This window comes from Christiangramia lutea (assembly GCF_022489035.1).
Taxonomy (GTDB): Bacteria; Bacteroidota; Bacteroidia; order Flavobacteriales; family Flavobacteriaceae; genus Christiangramia; species Christiangramia lutea.
The window spans coordinates 81,252-100,322 of the sequence record NZ_JAKVTV010000006.1 but is presented as its reverse complement, the minus strand read 5'-3'; the positions used below and the strand labels follow the sequence as shown (position 1 = coordinate 100,322).

Annotated in this window: 18 protein-coding genes and 1 tRNA gene; 6 read left to right on the top strand and 13 right to left on the bottom strand. The window is 38.6% G+C overall.

The genetic code is table 11. The features are described 5' to 3' along the window. Positions 1–14 precede the first annotated feature (14 nt). Together ML462_RS15090 and ML462_RS15085 are read left to right on the top strand one after the other, a co-directional pair. Positions 15–1,331, top strand: a complete 1,317-nt coding sequence (locus ML462_RS15090) for a hydroxymethylglutaryl-CoA reductase, degradative (protein WP_240714664.1) — start codon at positions 15–17, stop codon at positions 1,329–1,331. After that, entirely contained in the window at positions 1,331–2,254 is a 924-nt protein-coding gene (locus ML462_RS15085) for a GYDIA family GHMP kinase (RefSeq protein ID WP_240714663.1), read from the top strand. Before ML462_RS15090 ends, ML462_RS15085 begins: the two co-directional genes overlap by 1 nt. A gap of 51 nt (positions 2,255–2,305) precedes the next feature. Here ML462_RS15085 and ML462_RS15080 read toward each other — a convergent pair whose 3' ends face one another. The 7 genes from ML462_RS15080 to ML462_RS15050 form a co-directional block, all read right to left on the bottom strand. After that, positions 2,306–4,426, bottom strand: a complete 2,121-nt coding sequence (locus tag ML462_RS15080) for a peptidylprolyl isomerase (protein ID WP_240714662.1) — start codon at positions 4,424–4,426, stop codon at positions 2,306–2,308. Positions 4,427–4,520: 94 nt separating this feature from the next. After that, positions 4,521–5,807: a hemolysin family protein gene (locus ML462_RS15075; protein ID WP_240714661.1), complete on the bottom strand. Its 1,287-nt coding sequence runs from the start codon at positions 5,805–5,807 to the stop codon at positions 4,521–4,523. Between the two features lie 5 nt (positions 5,808–5,812). Beyond that, a complete protein-coding gene (locus tag ML462_RS15070; RefSeq protein ID WP_240714660.1) occupies positions 5,813–6,004 on the bottom strand; it encodes a hypothetical protein in 192 nt (63 codons plus the stop codon). Further along, positions 5,997–6,566: an LPS export ABC transporter periplasmic protein LptC gene (lptC, locus tag ML462_RS15065; protein ID WP_240714659.1), complete on the bottom strand. Its 570-nt coding sequence runs from the start codon at positions 6,564–6,566 to the stop codon at positions 5,997–5,999. The genes ML462_RS15070 and lptC overlap by 8 nt, the downstream gene beginning before the upstream one ends. Then, positions 6,567–7,940: a hypothetical protein gene (locus ML462_RS15060; RefSeq protein ID WP_240714658.1), complete on the bottom strand. Its 1,374-nt coding sequence runs from the start codon at positions 7,938–7,940 to the stop codon at positions 6,567–6,569. A gap of 23 nt (positions 7,941–7,963) precedes the next feature. Then, positions 7,964–9,208, bottom strand: coding sequence for a BamG family beta-barrel-assembly machinery protein (gene bamG / locus ML462_RS15055; RefSeq protein WP_240714657.1), 1,245 nt, complete (start codon positions 9,206–9,208; stop codon positions 7,964–7,966). Next, positions 9,205–9,936, bottom strand: coding sequence for a type III pantothenate kinase (locus tag ML462_RS15050; RefSeq protein WP_240714656.1), 732 nt, complete (start codon positions 9,934–9,936; stop codon positions 9,205–9,207). Before ML462_RS15050 ends, bamG begins: the two co-directional genes overlap by 4 nt. A gap of 104 nt (positions 9,937–10,040) precedes the next feature. Between ML462_RS15050 and ML462_RS15045 the strand changes: the two genes are divergently transcribed. Continuing rightward, positions 10,041–10,113 (top strand) — tRNA-Phe (locus ML462_RS15045). Between the two features lie 208 nt (positions 10,114–10,321). On the opposite strand, the gene ML462_RS15040 is transcribed toward ML462_RS15045, so the two are convergent. The 3 genes from ML462_RS15040 to era all read right to left on the bottom strand — a co-directional run bounded on the left by ML462_RS15040 (position 10,322) and on the right by era (position 13,088). Beyond that, positions 10,322–10,471 carry a hypothetical protein gene (locus ML462_RS15040; RefSeq protein ID WP_240714655.1) on the bottom strand — a complete coding sequence of 50 codons (150 nt, stop codon included), beginning with the start codon at positions 10,469–10,471 and terminating at the stop codon, positions 10,322–10,324. Positions 10,472–10,818: 347 nt separating this feature from the next. Next, a complete protein-coding gene (gene der / locus ML462_RS15035; protein WP_240714654.1) occupies positions 10,819–12,123 on the bottom strand; it encodes a ribosome biogenesis GTPase Der in 1,305 nt (434 codons plus the stop codon). A 77-nt stretch (positions 12,124–12,200) separates the two neighbouring features. After that, positions 12,201–13,088 (bottom strand): GTPase Era, encoded by an 888-nt coding sequence (gene era / locus ML462_RS15030; RefSeq protein WP_240714653.1) that lies wholly within the window; start codon positions 13,086–13,088, stop codon positions 12,201–12,203. Between the two features lie 247 nt (positions 13,089–13,335). Here era and ML462_RS15025 point away from each other — a divergent pair, with 247 nt between their 5' ends. Continuing rightward, positions 13,336–14,874: a SulP family inorganic anion transporter gene (locus ML462_RS15025; RefSeq protein ID WP_240714652.1), complete on the top strand. Its 1,539-nt coding sequence runs from the start codon at positions 13,336–13,338 to the stop codon at positions 14,872–14,874. Here ML462_RS15025 and ML462_RS15020 read toward each other — a convergent pair. After that, entirely contained in the window at positions 14,871–15,281 is a 411-nt protein-coding gene (locus tag ML462_RS15020) for a VOC family protein (protein ID WP_240714651.1), read from the bottom strand. The two genes, ML462_RS15025 and ML462_RS15020, sit on opposite strands and share 4 nt — an antisense overlap. Positions 15,282–15,619: 338 nt before the next feature. Here ML462_RS15020 and ML462_RS15015 point away from each other — a divergent pair, with 338 nt between their 5' ends. Continuing rightward, on the top strand, positions 15,620–17,080 hold the full coding sequence (locus ML462_RS15015; protein WP_240714650.1) for a TonB-dependent receptor: 1,461 nt from the start codon (positions 15,620–15,622) through the stop codon (positions 17,078–17,080). Here the strand turns inward: ML462_RS15015 and ML462_RS15010 are convergent, their stop codons facing one another. After that, positions 17,081–17,545, bottom strand: coding sequence for an RNA methyltransferase (locus ML462_RS15010; protein ID WP_240714705.1), 465 nt, complete (start codon positions 17,543–17,545; stop codon positions 17,081–17,083). 149 nt (positions 17,546–17,694) lie between these two features. Between ML462_RS15010 and ML462_RS15005 the strand changes: the two genes are divergently transcribed. Next, positions 17,695–18,324, top strand: a complete 630-nt coding sequence (locus ML462_RS15005) for a diheme cytochrome c-553 (RefSeq protein ID WP_240714649.1) — start codon at positions 17,695–17,697, stop codon at positions 18,322–18,324. 12 nt (positions 18,325–18,336) lie between these two features. On the opposite strand, the gene ML462_RS15000 is transcribed toward ML462_RS15005, so the two are convergent. After that, positions 18,337–19,071 carry an MIP/aquaporin family protein gene (locus ML462_RS15000; RefSeq protein WP_240714648.1) on the bottom strand — a complete coding sequence of 245 codons (735 nt, stop codon included), beginning with the start codon at positions 19,069–19,071 and terminating at the stop codon, positions 18,337–18,339.

The following is a 19,071-nucleotide window of genomic DNA, read 5'->3' as shown; positions in this document are numbered from 1 at the left end:
GAAATACCTAAAAAATGACAAAGCCCGTAAACGGATTTTCGAAACTTAGTAAGAATGAGAAAATTAAATGGCTGGCTGCAAATTACCTTCATGAGGATCAAAAAGCCATCTCAGTCCTTAAGCAGTATTGGAACGACGATAACGAATTACAGAAACTTCACGATGAATTTATTGAAAACACCGTTTCAAACTTCTACCTTCCATTAGGCCTGGCGCCAAATTTCCAGATTAATGGCAAATACCACGTATTGCCTATGGCGATTGAAGAAAGTTCCGTTGTTGCAGCCGCCAGTAAAGCGGCAAAATTCTGGAACGAAAGAGGAGGTTTTAAAGCCAGGGTGATCAATAATAAAAAGATCGGCCAGGTACATTTCCTTTTTCAGGGGGATTTCTCCAAGCTCGACACATTGGTTACAAATATTGAGCCGAAACTCAGAGAAGCGGTTAAACCCATCACCCGAAACATGGAAAAAAGAGGTGGCGGGATACTTGATATCAATCTTATCGATAAAACAGACGAGCTGGAAAACTACTACCAGCTATTTGTGCATTTTGACACCAGGGATTCCATGGGTGCTAATTTCATTAATTCCTGTCTTGAAAAATTTGCCGAGGTCCTTAAGGATGAAACCATGAAAAATCCTGATTTTTCCGATAAGGAAAAAGAACTGGAAGTGATCATGAGCATACTTTCCAATTATGTGCCGGAATGTACAGTAAGAGCAGAAGTGTCCTGCCCGGTAGAAGATCTATCTGAAGGCAGCGAACTAAGCGGAGCGGAATTTGCCAGGAAATTTGTGCAGGCCGTTAAAATTGCCGCGGTTGAACCTTACAGAGCTGTCACCCACAACAAGGGAGTAATGAACGGAATTGATGCCGTTGTACTCGCTACAGGAAATGATTTTAGAGCCGTTGAAGCCGGAGTTCACGCTTATGCTTCAAGAAATGGAAGGTATTCCAGTCTTACTCACGCAAAGGTCGAAAACGGAATATTCACATTTTGGATGGAAATACCTCTTGCCCTGGGAACCGTTGGCGGACTCACAAGTCTTCACCCACTGGTTAAACTTGCCCTGGATATACTTCAGAGGCCTTCGGCCAGTGAACTGATGGAGATCACTGCGGTCGCAGGACTTGCTCAGAATTTCGCCGCACTAAGATCACTAATTACTACAGGAATTCAGCAGGGACACATGAAAATGCACCTGATGAACATTCTTAATCAAAACCAGGCGACGGAAAAAGAAAAGGAAGAAATGGTAGAATTCTTCACCCATCATACTATCACGCACAGCAGTGTAATTGAACAACTGGAAAAAATAAGATCTTAATGCTACAATTCAGAAGCAATGGAAAACTTTTAATCACAGGAGAATATGCGGTTCTTGACGGCGCAAAATCTTTAGCAGTACCCACCTCAAAGGGGCAGGAAATGCGAGTTGATCAAGGTGAACCAAACCTAATTGACTGGAAGGGCATTGATGAAAAAGGTGATACCTGGTTTCAGACTCAAATAAGAATAGACAAAGGAAAATTCAACATCATTTCCACTAACAATGAGCCAGAAACTGCTGAAATAGAAAAAAGACTACAGCAAATATTTATTTCGGCTTACCAGTTGAACTCTAAGGCATTTTTAGATAATGGCTACAACATCACAACGGTTTTAGATTTCAACCGGAAATGGGGCCTCGGAACCTCCTCTACTCTTATTTCGAATCTCGCCCAGTGGCTTAATATCGATCCTTATAAATTGCTTGAAAGCAGTTTCGGCGGAAGCGGTTATGATATTGCTGTAGCAGGAAGTCAGCATCCGGTTAGTTTTCAATTGACAAAAAACGGACCTTCTTCTTTTACTGCAGATTTCAACCCAGTTTTTAAAGATGATCTATTCTTCGTTTATCTGAATCGAAAACAAAATAGCCGAGAGGCTATTGCTCATTACAAACAACAGACGATTAAAAATAGAGAAGAGCTGGTGGAAAAGATCTCTGGAATAACCGAACAGGTCATAAAATCTGAACATCTCGCGGAATTTGAGATGCTTCTAAAAGCTCATGAAACCCTGATTTCAAAAGCTATTAATCTCCCGAGAATAAAAACACAGCTTTTCCAGGACTACCCAAAGCTGATTAAAAGCCTTGGAGGCTGGGGCGGAGATTTCATCATGGCTACCGGAAGAGAGGACGAGAAAGAATATTTCAGACGGAGAGGTTACAACACAATCTTTAATTACTCTGAACTCATTAAATGAAAAAACCTCACCATTTGGTGAGGTTTTCAGTTTTATAATAGGTCCTGTTTCCTAGTAGAACCTTGATCTGTTATCTTCAATTTCAGCTTTATTCTTTAAAGCTTCAAATACTCTTGACGTAGCCTGTACTCTTCTTGCAGCACTTTCCTGTTGAGCATAACTCTTATAAGAATCCATCTCTGGAGCTTCAAATTTGCTAACCAGCTCGGCTACATAAACACCTTTCTCACCAGCGATTGGCTCACTAACTTTTCCTGTCTCTAAAGAAAAAACAGCTCCAACTACTTCCGGCTCTTCTCCTGCACCAGCAAGGGTAGGACTACTAAGGTTAACCGCATCTGCCGTTTGAACACTTACACCCTGATTACTTGCGATCTCCTGAAGCGTACTTCCTTTAAGTCTTTCCTTAATGATCTCAGCTTTCTTTTCTTTCTTGATAATTGGAGTAACTATAGAAGAAGCCTCCTCTACACTCATTAAGCCTTTATCCTTTTTAGAAGTTAGTTGAGCTACGATATAACCATTATTAGTATCAAATCTTCTTACATCACCAACTTTAGCTTCATCGCCAAATGCCCACTGCACTACTCTTCTCTGAGCACCAGCACCAGGAATATTCTCCTCAAGCGCCTTGATATCTTTCACAGTAAGTACTTCGTAGCTTCCTTCTTTGGCAACTTCTGAAAAATCACCTTCTGAAGCTGAAATTTCAAATTTGGTCACTTCATTAAAAAGATCGTTCATAGTCTTTTCTGAAGCTTCAATCTCTCTGGCGATAGTCGCAACCTTCACCGCTCTGGCAGCATCGGTTTGCTCATCTATAGAGATCACGTGGTAACCAATTGGAGTTTCCACAACCCCTATATCTCCTGTTGAATTATCAAAAACGTAGTTTTCAAAAGCAGGGATCATCATTCCAGGAGTAAAGTATCCAAGATCTCCACCTTCTTCTTTATTTGAAGTATCTGCTGAAAATTCTGAAGCGATTTCAGCAAATTTGTCTTTATCATTTCTCACAACACCAGCAAGACTATCTGCTAACGCCTCAGCTTCAGCTTTAGTTCTTCCAGAACCAGCGCCTAATTGGGTTCCTTCATAAGCGATAAGAATATGACTTGCTTTTACAGAATCTGGGATAGTTTTGGTCTCAACCACTTTACTTAACTTCCAGTATCCATTTTCTTCATAAGGCCCAAAAGTTTCACCTTCATTCAGGTTGAAGATGGCTTCCGCATTCTTCCCGGTGAAATCATTTCTGAATTTAAACCTGTCTTCGAAAGGAAGATCTGAATTATTGCTGATGAAATCAGCATAATCTTCAGTATTATCAAATCCTGGAAGTGTATCATTAGCGCCAATTGCTGCATTGTACTCTACACGCTCACCTCTAAGAGAACTAATTGCTTCCTTTGCGTCAGATTTATCTTCAGAAGACGCACTTTCATTAAAGATCACATATTGAAGACTTCTTGAAGCATCAGTTTCGAAACGAGCTTTGTGATCTTCAACATAAGATTTAATATCAGACTTAGTTACTTCAACTTCAGAATCTGGAATGGAAGAGTAAGGGATTTGTACAAACTTCATGTTGATATTGTCATTCTGAAGTCTGTATGCCTGCTCTCCTTCAAGAAGAGTAGCCCCAACACCTGCACTCACCATATTATAGTAAGTATTCAACTTGGCAGTTTTTGCAAGGTTTGAGGTAAATTGTTGCCACTGCTCGTAAGCCTGTGGAGAAGTCTCCTTTAGGTTAGCAACATATTCCCTTAGTCTGTTCTCATCGAACATTCCAGCTTCATTTGTGAAATTAGGATTTCCAGCCATCTGGCTTCGAACAAGACTTGTGATCTGTCCTTCCCCGGCTCTAATTCCTAAATCTTCCACCTGCTCTTCAAGGATCACTTCTCTTAACTTCTGATCCCAGATACGGTTTACAGCCTGAGTAGTACTTACATTTCTACCCATATTTCTTTCAAATGCTTCCACTTCACGGGCAAATTCTTCTCTTCCAATTTCTTCACCGTTTACCGTAGCAATTACGTTCTGAGAATTCTGCGAGCTAAGCCCTCCGTTTCTAATAACATCGGCCAATACGAAAGAAAATAGGGCCAACGCGATAATGATAATCAAGAAAACAGACCTTTGTCTGATTTTATTTAATACTGCCATTTGAATGTATAATTTGTCAAAATATAGGGGGCGAAAATAAGGTTTTTAGCCTAATAATAAAATTTAAAATTAGCAAATTCTTAACTTTCAGAATTTAATCTTCAGGATTGATTTTCAGCTCTACCAATTCGATTTTGGTATTGGAAGTTTCAAGAATTTTTATTTCGAATTCTTCGATCTGGATCACCTCTTCCTGTTGCGGAATTTCTTCAGTATGGTTTACAATAAAACCACTTAAAGTCTCGTAGTTTTCACCTACAGGAATATTTACTTTATAGATCTCATTTAGATAATCTACTTCCAGCCTTGCCGAAAACTTATAGTGATTCTCTTCAAGCTTCTCTTCGATCATTACGGCAGAATCATGTTCGTCTTCGATCTCCCCAAAAAGCTCCTCCACGATATCCTCTACGGTCATCATACCACTGGTACCACCATACTCGTCAATTACCACGGCGATACTCTTCCGCTTCTTAATTAGAATATTAAGCACATCTTTGATCCACATGGTTTCCGGAACAAAGATCACCGGCAACAAAATAGATTTTATAGATTTTGGCCTTTTAAAAAGTTCAAAGGAATGCACATAACCAATAATATCATCTATGGTTTCATTATAAACCAGCAGTTTTGAAAGCCCGGTTTCGGTGAAGGTTTCAATAAGGTCGTTTGGCGCCTGGTTTTGATCTACTGCAATGATCTCTGTTCGCGGGATCATTACTTCCCTGGCTTTAATATCTGAAAAGGAAAGAGCATTCTGAAAGATCTGTATCTCACTATCTACGTCCTCGTGCTCCTCTACCGTTTCCATTTGCTCACTAATGAAATTCCCTAATTCCACTTTACTGAAAGCCAACTGCACCTCATCTCCTTCAGTTTTAAAGAATCGCTTCAGGATAATATCTGAAATCCATATAACGAACGATGAAACAAAGCTGAAAATGATATAAAAGATATAGGCCGGTACAGCAAAGAATTTCAACATGCTGTTTGCGTAAATCTGAAAGAAAACCTTAGGAAGAAATTCAGCTGTAAGAAGAATAATCAAGGTTGAGATTACGGTTTGGGTAAGCAGACTAAGATCTGATATGAGATACTTCACAAAACCACTATCGGTTTCAATACCACTTAACCAGGTCATCAAAAGATCACCCATAAAAAAACCATAAACTACCAGGGCAATATTATTACCCACAAGCATGGTTGCTATAAATTTGGAAGGTTTTTTAGTAAGTCTTTTTAGAACCTTAGCCAGAAAATCATTCTGTCTTTTTTCGATCTCAATGAAGATCTTATTTGAAGACACGTACGCAATCTCCATCCCTGAGAAAAATGCAGAAAGCAGTAGAGAGCAAATTATAATTATTATATCAACCTCCATTCAGGTTATTTATTGCGATCTTCATATTTACGCCTGAAGCGCCTCTTAAAGAAGTACATAAAAATAGCGATACAAACAAAAAACAGGAATAAATATGCCCTATTCCTTTCAGTATTCCATATTCTTATCGCTTCAAAAATGAAGAATGCTGCGAAAAACAGGTACGCATACTCAAAATATCTAAAAAACTTATTCATCCTTTTCTTCTTCTATAACTTGTATACCTGTATTAGTTCTTGAACGAAAATTACTGAAATCCTGATTAGAATCAAAACCAAGATCATCGGTAAAGGAACCATCAGGAAACCTAATAGTATTTGGCTTATCTGTAAATATCCAGTTTCGCTCCTGATCCCAAAAAATCTGACTGGCTTCTAATTTTGTACTATCTGCAGTATGAATAACTACATTTCCCTGAAGGTCTATCAGGTTGGTCTGTTCATAGACGATCCCATAATCTGCATCTACCGTATTTTTTTTATTCTGCTCATCAAAGAACTCTACCTGAACTCCATCTGGAAATTCACGATACGGGAAAGCCTTATTGGTATAATCCAGCATTTTAGGACTCCTAAGGTTCGCCACCAGCCTGCCGGAATCTGTAAATTTTAAATTGATGCCTTCGGCGATTGCCTGTGGAGCGTCTTCCTCCAAGCTAAAAGCTCTCACCTCCTGCAAATTACCTTCGCATGAAAAAAGCATTGTCACGCCTATGAGCGTGACAATGCCTGAAATTATATTGCTATATGTGAGTTTCATTTATAGGCTCGGGATACGAACAGTCTCACCGATCCAGCATCCAATAGAGATCGCGTCTCCAGCATTTTTACTAGACTGGAATACATCAGATTTCTGTGGAGCTCTACCTCTATATGCAGCAGCAGCCTGATTTGCGTTGCTGGCGATAGATGGATCTACTCTCGCAGCTCTGGAAGCATAATCGGCAGCTAACCAGTACACCGCTCTTTTACTAAATGCATCCTCACCACAGTTGTTTGCACTCTGGGCATACATACTCGCGATTTGAAGGTATGCACTACCAAGAGAAGGCTTCTGGTTTAGAGCTTTTCTATAAAAGCTTCTTGCCTGCCCATAACTACCTTTATCCTTGTAGTTATTCGCAATTCTATAATAGATCTTCGCTTTATCAGACTTGTTTGTTTCAAGTTCAGCAGCTTCATTATAGTACTCAAGCGCTTTTGAGCTGTTTCCTTCAGATTCAGCAAGCTGACCTAAAGAATATGCAGATTTTGCAGAAGGCTCTAGTTTGTGAAGCGCTTCAGAAACCTGGATAAATAATGGATCTTCTGTACAGTCTTTAGCTGAAAGTCTTGCGTTAGCATTTTTCAACCATGCCACATCAGATTTTTTAGCTTCAAAGTCTTTGCTGTAAAGAGGGATCAGGTTATCACAATCTGCTCTCGCACCAAGCTTCGCGTTTATCGCTTCCTTAACTTTACTATAGTTAGCAAGGTTGATCTCAGCATACTTGATCTGCTTTTGCTCTTTAGAAGTAAGATCTTCTCCATTTTCCTGCTTCTGTAAAAGTGGAGCAAGGTTTTCTGCAGCTTCATTTTCTTCTTCTTCGATCTTGGTGAAAACTCTATCGTAGTTATCAAAAACATCTTGAAGACTTCTCTCCCCTTCATCCTGCATTTCGGCCATCAGGTCGAAATAAGCATAAAGACCTTTTGGACTTTTAAAGTTGTCTTTATCTTCGGTATAAGCTCTATCAAAAGCATTATATTGGTCTTCTTTACTTCCGATCTTATTATCGAATTTAAGCAAAGCTATGTCTGAATAGATCTTACCTTTTGAAGTTTTCTCAGGGTAAAGCTCAAGTCTTTGCTCCCAAACTCCAATTAGTTCCTCAACTAATTCCTTTTTATCTCCTTGCTCAGCCTTATCTATCTTAGCCTCGATAGCTCTTTCCAGATACTGGTAAGTAGCTAGACTATATTTTGGACACTCTTCCCTTACTTTCTGTAAAGCCGGGTAAGCAGCATCATAATTTTTCGCTTTAGCATCATCGTAGGCTAATGCAGCCATCGTAGTACAATCTCCAGATTGTGCACTTACAGACTCTAAACCTAACAAGGCAATTGTTAATAGTGCTAGAAATCTTTTTTTCATCTTCTTATGTGTTATTGCAGTGGTTAATTAAATTTTCTCTTCGTGAACCATTTATCATTTAAAGACAAGCCTATAGACAGTCTTAAAAAGTTCTCCCTAATTAATCCGGCGTCCATGGTACCTCTCTGTCCAAGCTCGATTCCAAGATTAATGTTGGAGAAATTTGATCCAACTGGCAAACCTAATCCAAAAGACATGCCAAACTCATTTATAGATTCGTCGTTCACGATTAAACCGGTCTCGTCATATCTAAATCCAGCCCTGTAAACAACTCGTTCAAAATAACTTGTGAACGAATTATAATTAGGAATATAAAAACCTCCTAAAGAAAATTCAGAAGCATCTTCATATTCACCATTATCTCCTCTAAAACTGAAACTATCCGCATAAGACGAAGAGCCAACATTTGCATACTCAGCTCCTACAAACCATTTATTCATCTCTCCAATACCAGCACCAAAAGATAGCTTTGAAGGAAACTCAAACTGAGTATCGCTTAAATCCAACTCCCTAAAGTCGATAATTCGCCCAGTTCCACTGGAAAAATCTACAGTAGAAATAGATCTTGAATTCTCTGAATCAAGATCCATTGCCGGGGCATAGGTAGATGAAACATGCAATTTCAATGTTTCAGTAAGTTCCTTTTGATAGTTCACCCCAAAGTTAAAGGTAAATCCTTTAATATCAGAACGATTTACATCTGTTGTACCATATTGCAATTCCTCGCGATTGATACTTTGTGAATTCTGGAAATTACCAAAATTATAATTAGCATCAACGCCAACGCTTAATTCTTCGGTTATTGCCCAGCCGGCAGCGAGAAAAACTCGGTTCATTCCGCCCCTACCATCTAGCAAACTGGCAGAACCTTCATCCATATCGAGGATTCGGTAACCAACCGAAGTATAAGGTAAAACCCCTAATCCAATTCCAACTTTATCACTAACAGGAAAGGCTAAAGATAAATAATCCAGAGAAGTGATCTTTGAATTATCGCTGGCAGTCTCACTATCAAGTTTTATACGGTCGTGACTTGCTCCAATAGAATAGTTTGTAAGCTTTAACTCCCCATAACTTGCAGGATTTTGCATATTTAAATGGATACTATCTGCAAAGATACTTAATCCTCCCATAGATCTGTTCTCTACAGTCCCCTTAAAGTTAGTTAAGCCAATGCCGTAATATGAATAAGGCGAAGATACGTTTTCCTGTGCCTGGGCTAAAACGCCCGAAAATAAAGCTACGATTACTATAAATCGTTTTATCATTGAGTCTTGTTAAATTCTAGAATGAAATTAAGTCCTTCTATCAAAAAATTTGAGTTGGCAAATATGCTATTTTTTAATGGTATAGACAAAATTTGAGAATCTCCACCTGTAAAAATAACTGTTAAATCTTCGAATTGAGAACTGTAGGATTCTATACATCCTTTTAATTCCATTTTTATTCCGTTAATAATTCCGGACAAAATACTGGTTTCGGTAGTATTGCCAATTAGATTGGCTTCCGGCTTCGGTTCTACTAACGGTAAATTTGCGGTAAACTTGTGTAGACTTCGAAATCTCATATTTAATCCTGGTGAAATCGCCCCTCCCAGATAAACCTCTTCTGAGGTTTTAAAATCATAGGTAATACAGGTTCCCGCATCGATCACCAATACGTTTTTACCAGGAAAAGAATTCACTGCAGAACTTATTAAAGCGATACGGTCCTTTCCCAGTGTTTCAGGACTCGCATAATTATTTTTGAAAGGAACTTTTGTTTTATTATCCAAAACGAGCACTGGAAGCTCTTTTTTGACCTCTGAGAACATCTTGGATTCTCCATGAGTGACGCTTGAGATGATGGATTTCCTTATTTCAGGATATTTATTTTTAATTTTTTCGAATTCTTCTGAAAATTTTTCACTCTTAAATTCCCAGCGCTGCTCCATCGTATTGTTTTGAAAAACAGCGACCTTTACAGAGGTATTTCCTGCATCGACGACTAGATTCATTCAGATTTTCTTAGAAAAGCTAAAATACAAAAGCATTTTTTTAAAATTTCCTTTGTGAGTTCCTAAAAATGAAATTATATTTGCCACCGCTTAACAAAGCAACTGGTGCCTTAGCTCAGTTGGTAGAGCAAAGGACTGAAAATCCTTGTGTCCCTGGTTCGATTCCTGGAGGCACCACCTTTAAAAACCCGCTTCAATGAAGCGGGTTTTTTTATTTTCGAATATTTTTCTGAGCTTTTGGTTTCCTTCCATAAAAAAAATCCGAACGATAATCCGGATCTTCTTATATAATAATTTTTTAATCTTTCTATAAAACAACAATTCCTATCGGCCTAATCTAAGGCCGGGAAATATCGTTTAAACTGGCTTTGCTTACAATTCAATTTTAAACATTGAATACAATTACATTCACAATAGCCCCGATTACTGCAAGAAGAATTAATGCTAAAGCAAGAGTAACCCCTATTTTAGCAAAAATATTCAGGCCTCGCAGGGATCTGTTATAATTATCAACAAAATCTGTAAAAATTTCCATACGCCTTCCTCTTTAAATGTTAATATTCAACTCCCTTAAAAATAAGGAGTTAGAAGACGAATTCAAAAAATAATCGTTGAACACACAATATTCTAGCTATAAGAAACGTTACCCAGAATTTTCCTAGAAATTTTTTGTTAAAATACCACAAAATTGAGCAGAAGTTTTCGCTTGTAAACCTAAAAAAACCACTATTCCAATAATTACGGATTTTTCTATTTTCAATTAATACAGCCGGAACTAGCTTAAATTAGAGTATTTTCAATTCTATCGCCTAATGGATCCATCATTCTCATGCCTGGAAACGAGAAATTAATAAGTATTGAAGCTTGGCTACTAGCAAAAGTTTATTTCTTTCTGAAGAAAATAGAAATTGGAACTCCCTGAAAATCGAACTCCTGCCTTAGCTTATTCTCAATAAACCTTTTATAAGGATCTCTCACATATTGTGGTAAATTACAGAAAAAAGCAAATTGCGGATGTGGAGTTGGTAACTGCATACAAAATTTGATCTTCACAAATTTCCCTTTGTAAGCAGGAGGCGGGTTCTTTTCTATAATTGGAAGCATCACATCATTTAGCTGACGTGTTTTTATCTTTTTACTTCTACTCTCAAAAACCTTCACCGCAGTTTCTATAGCCTTGAAAACCCTTTGTTTATTAAGAACCGAGATAAATATGATAGGTACATCAGTAAAAGGTTCAATCTCACGACGAATCACGGCTTCATATTCTTTCATGGTATTGGTTTCCTTATCAACCAGGTCCCACTTATTCACCAGGATCACGATCCCTTTATTATTTCTCTGAGCCAGCCAGAAAATATTCTGAACCTGACCATCAAAACCACGAGTAGCATCAAGCACCAGCAAACAAACATCTGCATTCTCGATAGCCCTCACAGATCTCATAACAGAATAAAACTCCAGATTTTCTTTAACCTTGGATTTTCTACGAATTCCGGCAGTATCTACCAGGTTAAATTCAAATCCGAATCTATTGTATCTAGTATCAATAGAATCACGGGTTGTTCCGGCAATATCTGTAACTATATATCTGTCTTCACCAATTAAGGCATTGATGAATGAAGATTTTCCTGCATTTGGCCTTCCAACAACGGCAAATCTTGGCAATTCAGATTCCTCATCGTCTTCCACCTCAGGAAGAGCTTCAATTAAAGCATCCAGAAGATCTCCGGTTCCACTACCATTAGTACTGGCAATTGGGAAATAATCGCCGAGACCTAGAGAATAAAATTCAACCGCATTGGCAAGTCGTTTATTATTATCAACTTTGTTCACCGCAAGTAAAACCGGTTTGTTGACCCTTCTTAAAAGATTGGCAACTTCTTCATCCATCGAAGTCACTCCACTCTCAACATCAACCATAAAAATTATAGCGTCTGCCTCCTCGATAGCAAGTTCCACCTGCTTATCTATCTCCTCTTCAAAAATATCATCACTCCCTTTTACGTAACCTCCGGTATCGATAAGAGAAAATCTTTTCCCATTCCAGTCAGACTTTCCGTAATGTCTGTCACGGGTTACCCCACTCACAGAGTCGATAATAGCCTCTCGACGCTGAATAAGTCGATTAAAAAAAGTTGATTTACCTACATTAGGCCTACCCACAATGGCGACAATGTTGCCCATAACTATAAATTGATTTCAGGGAGCAAAATTAGTGGTTTTTAACTAATTATACTTTCCCGTATTTTAAGCTGAAAAGATTATTTTTTATCTGTGTACCCGAATCTGCGTAGCTGCTTACTATCACTTCTCCAATTTTTATTCACCTTTACGTATAATTCGAGATGCACTTGTTTTCCGAAGAATTTTTCAAGGTCCTTCCTGGCTTCTACCCCTACCCGTTTCAGAGCTGAACCTTTATGACCTATAATGATCCCCTTTTGAGTTTCCCTCTCTACCATAATCACACTTCGCATTCTGATGATCTCCTCTTCTTCAAAAAACTCACTTGTTTCGATCTCGACACTATAAGGGATCTCCTTTTTATAATGCATCAGGATCTTTTCACGAATAATTTCATTCACGAAGAACCTTTCAGGCTTATCGGTTAGAGTATCCTTTGGGTAAAAAGCTGGTGATTCCGGAAGAAGCTCAATGATCCTGTTGAAAACTTCAGAAACATTAAATCCTTCCAGAGCAGAAATTGGGTGAATTTCTGCAGTTGGAACTTTTTCTGTCCAGTAAGTTACCTGCTCCTCCAGCTGTTCCTGGTTAGATCTATCTATCTTATTCAGAAGTAGAAGAACCGGCACCTCAGAATTCGCGATTTTATTGAAAAATGCCTCATCTTTCAATGCTTTCTCTCCAATTTCAACAATATAGATAAGCACATCAGCATCCTCAAAAGCAGATTTCACAAAATCCATCATTGACGCCTGCAATTCGTATGCCGGCTTGATGATTCCAGGCGTATCACTTAAAATGACCTGAAAATCCTCACCATTTACGATCCCTAAAATCCTATGACGGGTAGTTTGCGCTTTAGAGGTGATAATTGAAAGTCGTTCTCCAACGAAAGCATTCATCAGAGTTGATTTTCCCACATTGGGATTCCCAATAATATTTACAAATCCGGCCTTATGTGCCATAACTATATTTTTTGCAAAGGTATTTCATTTGATTTCTGCCACCTAATCTTTATTGATTTTCTAACAATTGAGCTTCAGCCACTTCCGCAAATCAAATATTTGGGCTGCACCTTAGCATATCAATATTTATAAACTGCTGAAAATCATAATTTAATAAATTTTTCAATCTAAGCCGAGATAGAATTGTGCTTCTGTTTTTAATAACTATTTTTGCCGCTTCTTAAAATCAAGCTGAAAAAGACCGATTATGAAAAAAGTTTTGAATTTATTCGACTTTAAGCAACAGGTTAATTATAAAACAGAAGTTCTTGCCGGCTTAACTGTAGCAATGACGATGATCCCTGAGTCATTATCCTTCGCTATTCTTGCCGGATTTCCTCCACTAATGGGATTATACGCTTCATTTATAATGGGTCTGGTCACGGCAATTTTCGGCGGAAGACCCGGAATGATCTCGGGTGGGGCCGGAGCAACTGTAATTGTATTAATCGCCTTGATGAAATCTCATGGCTTAGATTATGTTCTAGCTGCTGTTGCTTTAGCAGGGGTGATTCAGATCGTGATTGGGGTCTTTAAGCTTGGAAAATTTATAAGATTAGTGCCTCACCCTGTAATGTTCGGGTTTGTGAATGGACTGGCGATCATCATTTTCATGTCACAATTAAATCAGTTTAAAACCGCGGTAAACGGTGAAATGGTCTGGCTAACAGGAACTTCTTTATATATCATGGCAGGACTGGTGGCATTAACTATTGGTATCGTGGTATTATTACCCAAATTAACTAAAGCGGTACCTTCTTCATTAGTAGCAATTATTGTAGTTTTCATATTGGTTTACTTCCTGGGAATAGACACAAAAACGGTGGAAGACATTGCCTCTGTAAGCGGTGGATTCCCTCCTTTTCATATTCCGGAAATTGATTTAAGCTGGAAAACTTTAGAAACTATCGCACCATATTCTATGATCATGGCTGCAGTTGGATTAACCGAAGGTCTACTCACATTGAACCTGGTAGATGAAATTACGCAAACCAAAGGAAGTGGAAACAGGGAATGTGTTGCACAGGGAAGTGCTAACGTACTTAATGGGTTCTTCTTCGGAATGGGTGGTTGCCCTATGATCGCTCAAACCCTTGTAAACTTATCTGCCGGTTCCAGAGCAAGGCTGTCAGGAATAGTTGCTGCTTTCACCATTCTTATTATAGTGTTATTTGGAGCGCCAGTAATTGAACAGGTGCCTATGGCTGCCCTTGTTGGCGTAATGATCATGGTGGCAATCGGGACTTTTGAATGGGCCAGTTTGAAGATTTTCAATAAAGTACCTAAAAAGGATATTTTCCTGGTGATCATAGTAGCTCTAATAACCGTTCTATTGCACAATTTAGCATTAGCGGTTCTGGTTGGTGTGATACTTTCAGCACTGTTCTTTGCCTGGGAAAGCGCAAAAAGAATTAGAGCGAGAAAACATATTGATGAAAATGGTGTTAAGCACTATGAAATTTATGGTCCGCTATTCTTTGCTTCTACCACGAATTTTGCTGAAAAATTTGATGTAAAAAACGATCCGGAGGAGATTATAATCGATTTTAAGGATAGTCGAGTCGCAGACATGTCTGCCATTGAAGCCCTGAATAATGTGACTCAACGATATAGTAAAGTTGGTAAAAAAGTACATCTAAGGCATTTAAGCAATGACTGCCGAAGACTATTAAAGAATGCAGATGCTCTTATAGAAGTAAACATTCTGGAAGATCCAACCTATAAAGTAGCTACAGATAAGGCTTAAAGTTCACCATCATTAACTTCGATCCAGTATCCATCAGGATCCTGAAAGTAGATCTGCTTTACACCATCTGGCCGGGTATTGGTCTTCCCGGCCTCTCCAGACCAGTTTTCAAAATGAATTTTCCTGGAATTCAAGAATTTCATTAGTTCTGTAAGGTTACTTGTATTTAGCGCCATGTGAACACCTTTATTTTTTTTAGGAAGTTCCTCACTCTCTATTAGGTGAATCTGTATTTTGTCATTCAACTGGAACCAGCGAATGTGGTCTGGTAGTCCACCATTCGGAATCTCTTCTAATCCCAGTATTTCTCCATAAAATTTTGCGGAAGCATTTACATCCAGTACCAGGATAGCATCATGATCTTTATTCAATCCGTAAGGATTGGATTGTGCATTTGAAACAGCCATAACTAAGATTAATATTATTGTTAATTGAATTGTTTTCATATGAAATTTAAAAGTCATCTAAAATTAATTGATTTCTCCCGATAATTGAATACATCAGGATTCACCACTGAAATTAGTCAAATTATAAAAGAAGAAGATGTTGGAATGGCAGATCTTAAACTATGAAAATTCAGAGTTCGGTGAACTTAAAACCACATTCAGGAAAGATCAAAAACAATTTAATTTCATCGGTTAATTCCCGGAAAAACTTGATAAAATTCTTTTAAACATTACTTAAAATGGACTATAAGCACGCATAATATTCCTAACTTTCAGAGACCAAAAAATCTATAAAACATATGACCGCCCTTAGTGAAGACCATTTTGAAAATATTCTATCCATTCAGAACAAATGCACCAGATTGAATTTGAATGAGAATATCTACGGAACCTTCGCCGAAATTGGTGCCGGGCAGGAAACGGTTCGGCATTTCTTCAGGGCTGGCAACCCAAAGGGAACTATCGCTAAAACCCTGAGTGCCTATGACAAGGATTTCAGTGATGCCATTTATGGCCTGGATCCCCAAAACCGCTATGTGACAGTGGAACGTCTTAAAAAGATGATAGATTATGAGGCTGAGTTGATCGAGGAAAGGCTTTCCAGGAAAAAATATCCCGATAAACTTTTCTTTAGTTACGCCAATACAGTAGCCACTATAGATTGGGCTAAAAAATACAAAGGACACGGTTGGCTTGGAATAAAATTCCAGCGAGAACCCAAGCAGGAATATAGCGAGATCATCCTGCATGTACAGTTTCATGAAAATAATGCTTCGCAGCAGCAAATTAGCCTCGGCATCATGGGGGTGAATTTAATTTATGCTGCATTCTATCAAAGTGACGACCCCAGGGTTCTTATTGAAAAATTATACGATCATTTAAGCAAGGATAAGATCGAAATAGATTCTATTAATTTTCGTGGTCCGGTATTCAAGGATGTAGACAACAGGTTAATGAGCCTGGAACTCGTAAAGGAAGGTATTACCGAAGCCGTTATGTTTTCTCCTGAAGGGAATAACATTCTTCCCGCAAATGTGCTCTATAAAAAGAACATACTTACCTTGAGAGGAAGTTTTAGACCTGTAACCAACCTCAACCTAAACATGTTCATGAATTCCAGAAAACTTTTCCTGGAGCAGGAAAATGTAGATCCAGATAAGACAGTGATCATTTTTGAAATGACCCTTAATAACCTAAAATCTGAAGGAGAAGATAATGGAGATGGAATTAACGAAAAAGATTTTCTTGACCGGGCAGATCTTCTCTGCGCTTCAGGGCAGACTGTAATGATATCAAATTTTCAGGAATATTATAAGGTGGTGGAATATTTCGCGATGCACACCAAAAAAGAACTCGGATTAGTAATGGGAGTAGATAATCTCGTGGATATATTCAATGAAAGGTATTACCGCCACCTTAGTGGAGGTATTCTTGAAGCCTTCGGAAAAATGTTTTTTAAAAGTTTAAAAGTATACCTCTACCCTATCAAAGATGAAGAAACCGGAGAGATCATCAACAGTAAAAACCTTAAGGTACATCCCAGGGTAAAGGAACTTTATAAATTTTTTGTTGATAATGGCAAGGTAATAGACATTGAAGATTACAAGGAAGAATACCTTGATATCCACCCGAGAAAAGTATATAACATGATTCTTGAAGGTGATGAGGAATGGGAAAATTTGGTTCCCGGTCTCACCGCAAAAATGATCAAGGAGAAAAATATGTTCCGAAAAGAAAAAGCTTCACAAAGCCAGGATTGATCAGGTTGAAAACTCTGTCTTTAAACCCCGATCATACATAACAATACTTCCTGCAATCGATACATTCAGGCTTAACGTCGATTTGAATTTCACTAGGAAATGAGCTTTTTCGATAGCTGCGTTTGACAATCCGTGATCTTCGGCACCAAGAAGATATACACATCTTCTAGGATGTTTGAACTCTTCAAGAGGCGTCGCTTCTTCGGTTAATTCAACTCCAACCAGCATAGCTCCCTTGGGTAGGTGAGCATAAAAATCTTCGAAAGTCTCATAATGAATATAGGGCATTGCGCCAACAGCTTTGTGAGTATCGCAAGCCTGTTTGGAATAGCGATTTCCAATTGTAAAAATAAAACTGGCTCCCATATTTTGAGCCGACCTCCATAAGACCCCTAGATTTTCAGGAGTTTTACCGTTTTGAATGCCAATCCCAAAAAATCCCTGTTTCAAATTATCTGTATCCATCTGGCAAAAATAATATTCCTGAGATATTCTACCCAAAAACGGACAGCTTCAATTATTCATCACTACAATTAAAATTTGGTACACAATTAACTGTATTTCAATGTTTTATATTAATTTAGATATCATATTAACCAAACCAATCAACAAATATGAATAGATATAGTCTAGATTTCAAAATTCCAAGGAGTATTCTAATACATCTATTTCTTTTCACAGCAATACTATTTCTGGCTTCATGTAATAACAAGGAGTACAATGAGGTACCAGAAGAAAAGAAAATGACCTTGAACGACAGCATTAAGCGTGGAGAATACCTAGTAAAAACTATTGGCTGTCATGATTGTCACTCACCAAAACGAATGACCGAAAGAGGACCCGAAGAAATACCTGAACTTGCATTAAGTGGTCATCAGGCCGGAGATTCATTGCCTCCTTTAAACCCTGAAACTCTTAAAAGTGGTTGGATGTTGATGAGTGGAGACCTCACGGCTGCAGTAGGCCCATGGGGAGTTTCATTTGCCGCCAATTTAACGTCTGATGATACCGGAATTGGAAACTGGACAATGGCGAGATGGAAAAAGGCAATGAGAGAAGGTAAACTAAAAGGAGATGAAGGCGGAAGAATGATACTTCCACCAATGCCCTGGCAAAATTTTGCCAAATTAAATGATGAAGACCTTGAGTCTATGTTCAAATATCTAAAAAGCACAAACCCGATAGAAAATGCCGTGCCTGCACCAATACCACCGAATAAACTTGACAGTCTAAAAACATCCTAATCAAAAAGGTATTTAATTACCAAGAATTAGAAATAAAAATGCAGCTATCCCGGCCCCTATTATGGGGCCAGTTACCGGGATCCATGAGTAGCTCCAATCGCTATGAGTTTTATTCTTTATTGGAAGTATTGCGTGAATAATTCTTGGCCCAAGGTCCCTGGCCGGATTAATGGCATAACCTGTAGTCCCACCCAGGCTCAACCCAATTCCCCAAACTATAAATGCTACCGGAAGAGCCCCGATAGAACCAAGCCCAACTTTGGTCTGGCTTCCGTCATTTATTTCGGCCTCGGTAAAATAAAATACCGCGATAAGTAGAACAAAAGTACCAAGAATCTCACTCAACATATTTCTCCAGGTATGCGGAATGGCGGGCGAAGTACAGAAAACAGCCCTTTTAAGATCAGCATTATTAGTTCTGTCAAAATGATCTTTATACATAAAATAGACCAAGCTTGCACCTATCATGGCACCAACGAATTCACCAAGGATGTAAACAGGAACCTCCCCCCATGGAAATAAACCTCCTAAGGCAAGTCCGATTGTAACAGCTGGATTCAAATGAGCCCCACTATGCGGTCCAGCGACTACTACTCCCGCAAATACGGCAAGTCCCCAGGCTGTGGTTATACTCATCCATCCGGTTTTGTAGCCCTTAGTCCCTACCAGGACTTCATTAGCCACATTCCCCCCTCCTAACAGGATAAGTAATCCTGTACCTAGAATTTCAGCAATAAAAGGTGTCAT

What these genes read in the sequence shown, in the direction of transcription:
- ML462_RS15000 (WP_240714648.1), bottom strand. Translation starts at nt 19,071, where the DNA reads ATGACACCTTTTATTGCTGAAATTCTAGGTACAGGATTACTTATCCTG.
- der (WP_240714654.1), bottom strand. Translation starts at nt 12,123, where the DNA reads ATGGGCAACATTGTCGCCATTGTGGGTAGGCCTAATGTAGGTAAATCA.
- era (WP_240714653.1), bottom strand. Translation starts at nt 13,088, where the DNA reads ATGGCACATAAGGCCGGATTTGTAAATATTATTGGGAATCCCAATGTG.
- ML462_RS15005 (WP_240714649.1), top strand. Translation starts at nt 17,695, where the DNA reads ATGAATAGATATAGTCTAGATTTCAAAATTCCAAGGAGTATTCTAATA.
- ML462_RS15050 (WP_240714656.1), bottom strand. Translation starts at nt 9,936, where the DNA reads ATGAATCTAGTCGTCGATGCAGGAAATACCTCTGTAAAGGTCGCTGTT.
- ML462_RS15060 (WP_240714658.1), bottom strand. Translation starts at nt 7,940, where the DNA reads ATGAAAAAAAGATTTCTAGCACTATTAACAATTGCCTTGTTAGGTTTA.
- ML462_RS15085 (WP_240714663.1), top strand. Translation starts at nt 1,331, where the DNA reads ATGCTACAATTCAGAAGCAATGGAAAACTTTTAATCACAGGAGAATAT.
- ML462_RS15020 (WP_240714651.1), bottom strand. Translation starts at nt 15,281, where the DNA reads ATGGCTGTTTCAAATGCACAATCCAATCCTTACGGATTGAATAAAGAT.
- ML462_RS15015 (WP_240714650.1), top strand. Translation starts at nt 15,620, where the DNA reads ATGACCGCCCTTAGTGAAGACCATTTTGAAAATATTCTATCCATTCAG.
- bamG (WP_240714657.1), bottom strand. Translation starts at nt 9,208, where the DNA reads ATGATAAAACGATTTATAGTAATCGTAGCTTTATTTTCGGGCGTTTTA.
- ML462_RS15090 (WP_240714664.1), top strand. Translation starts at nt 15, where the DNA reads ATGACAAAGCCCGTAAACGGATTTTCGAAACTTAGTAAGAATGAGAAA.
- ML462_RS15070 (WP_240714660.1), bottom strand. Translation starts at nt 6,004, where the DNA reads ATGAATAAGTTTTTTAGATATTTTGAGTATGCGTACCTGTTTTTCGCA.
- ML462_RS15025 (WP_240714652.1), top strand. Translation starts at nt 13,336, where the DNA reads ATGAAAAAAGTTTTGAATTTATTCGACTTTAAGCAACAGGTTAATTAT.
- ML462_RS15080 (WP_240714662.1), bottom strand. Translation starts at nt 4,426, where the DNA reads ATGGCAGTATTAAATAAAATCAGACAAAGGTCTGTTTTCTTGATTATC.
- lptC (WP_240714659.1), bottom strand. Translation starts at nt 6,566, where the DNA reads ATGAAACTCACATATAGCAATATAATTTCAGGCATTGTCACGCTCATA.
- ML462_RS15040 (WP_240714655.1), bottom strand. Translation starts at nt 10,471, where the DNA reads ATGGAAATTTTTACAGATTTTGTTGATAATTATAACAGATCCCTGCGA.
- ML462_RS15010 (WP_240714705.1), bottom strand. Translation starts at nt 17,545, where the DNA reads ATGGATACAGATAATTTGAAACAGGGATTTTTTGGGATTGGCATTCAA.
- ML462_RS15075 (WP_240714661.1), bottom strand. Translation starts at nt 5,807, where the DNA reads ATGGAGGTTGATATAATAATTATAATTTGCTCTCTACTGCTTTCTGCA.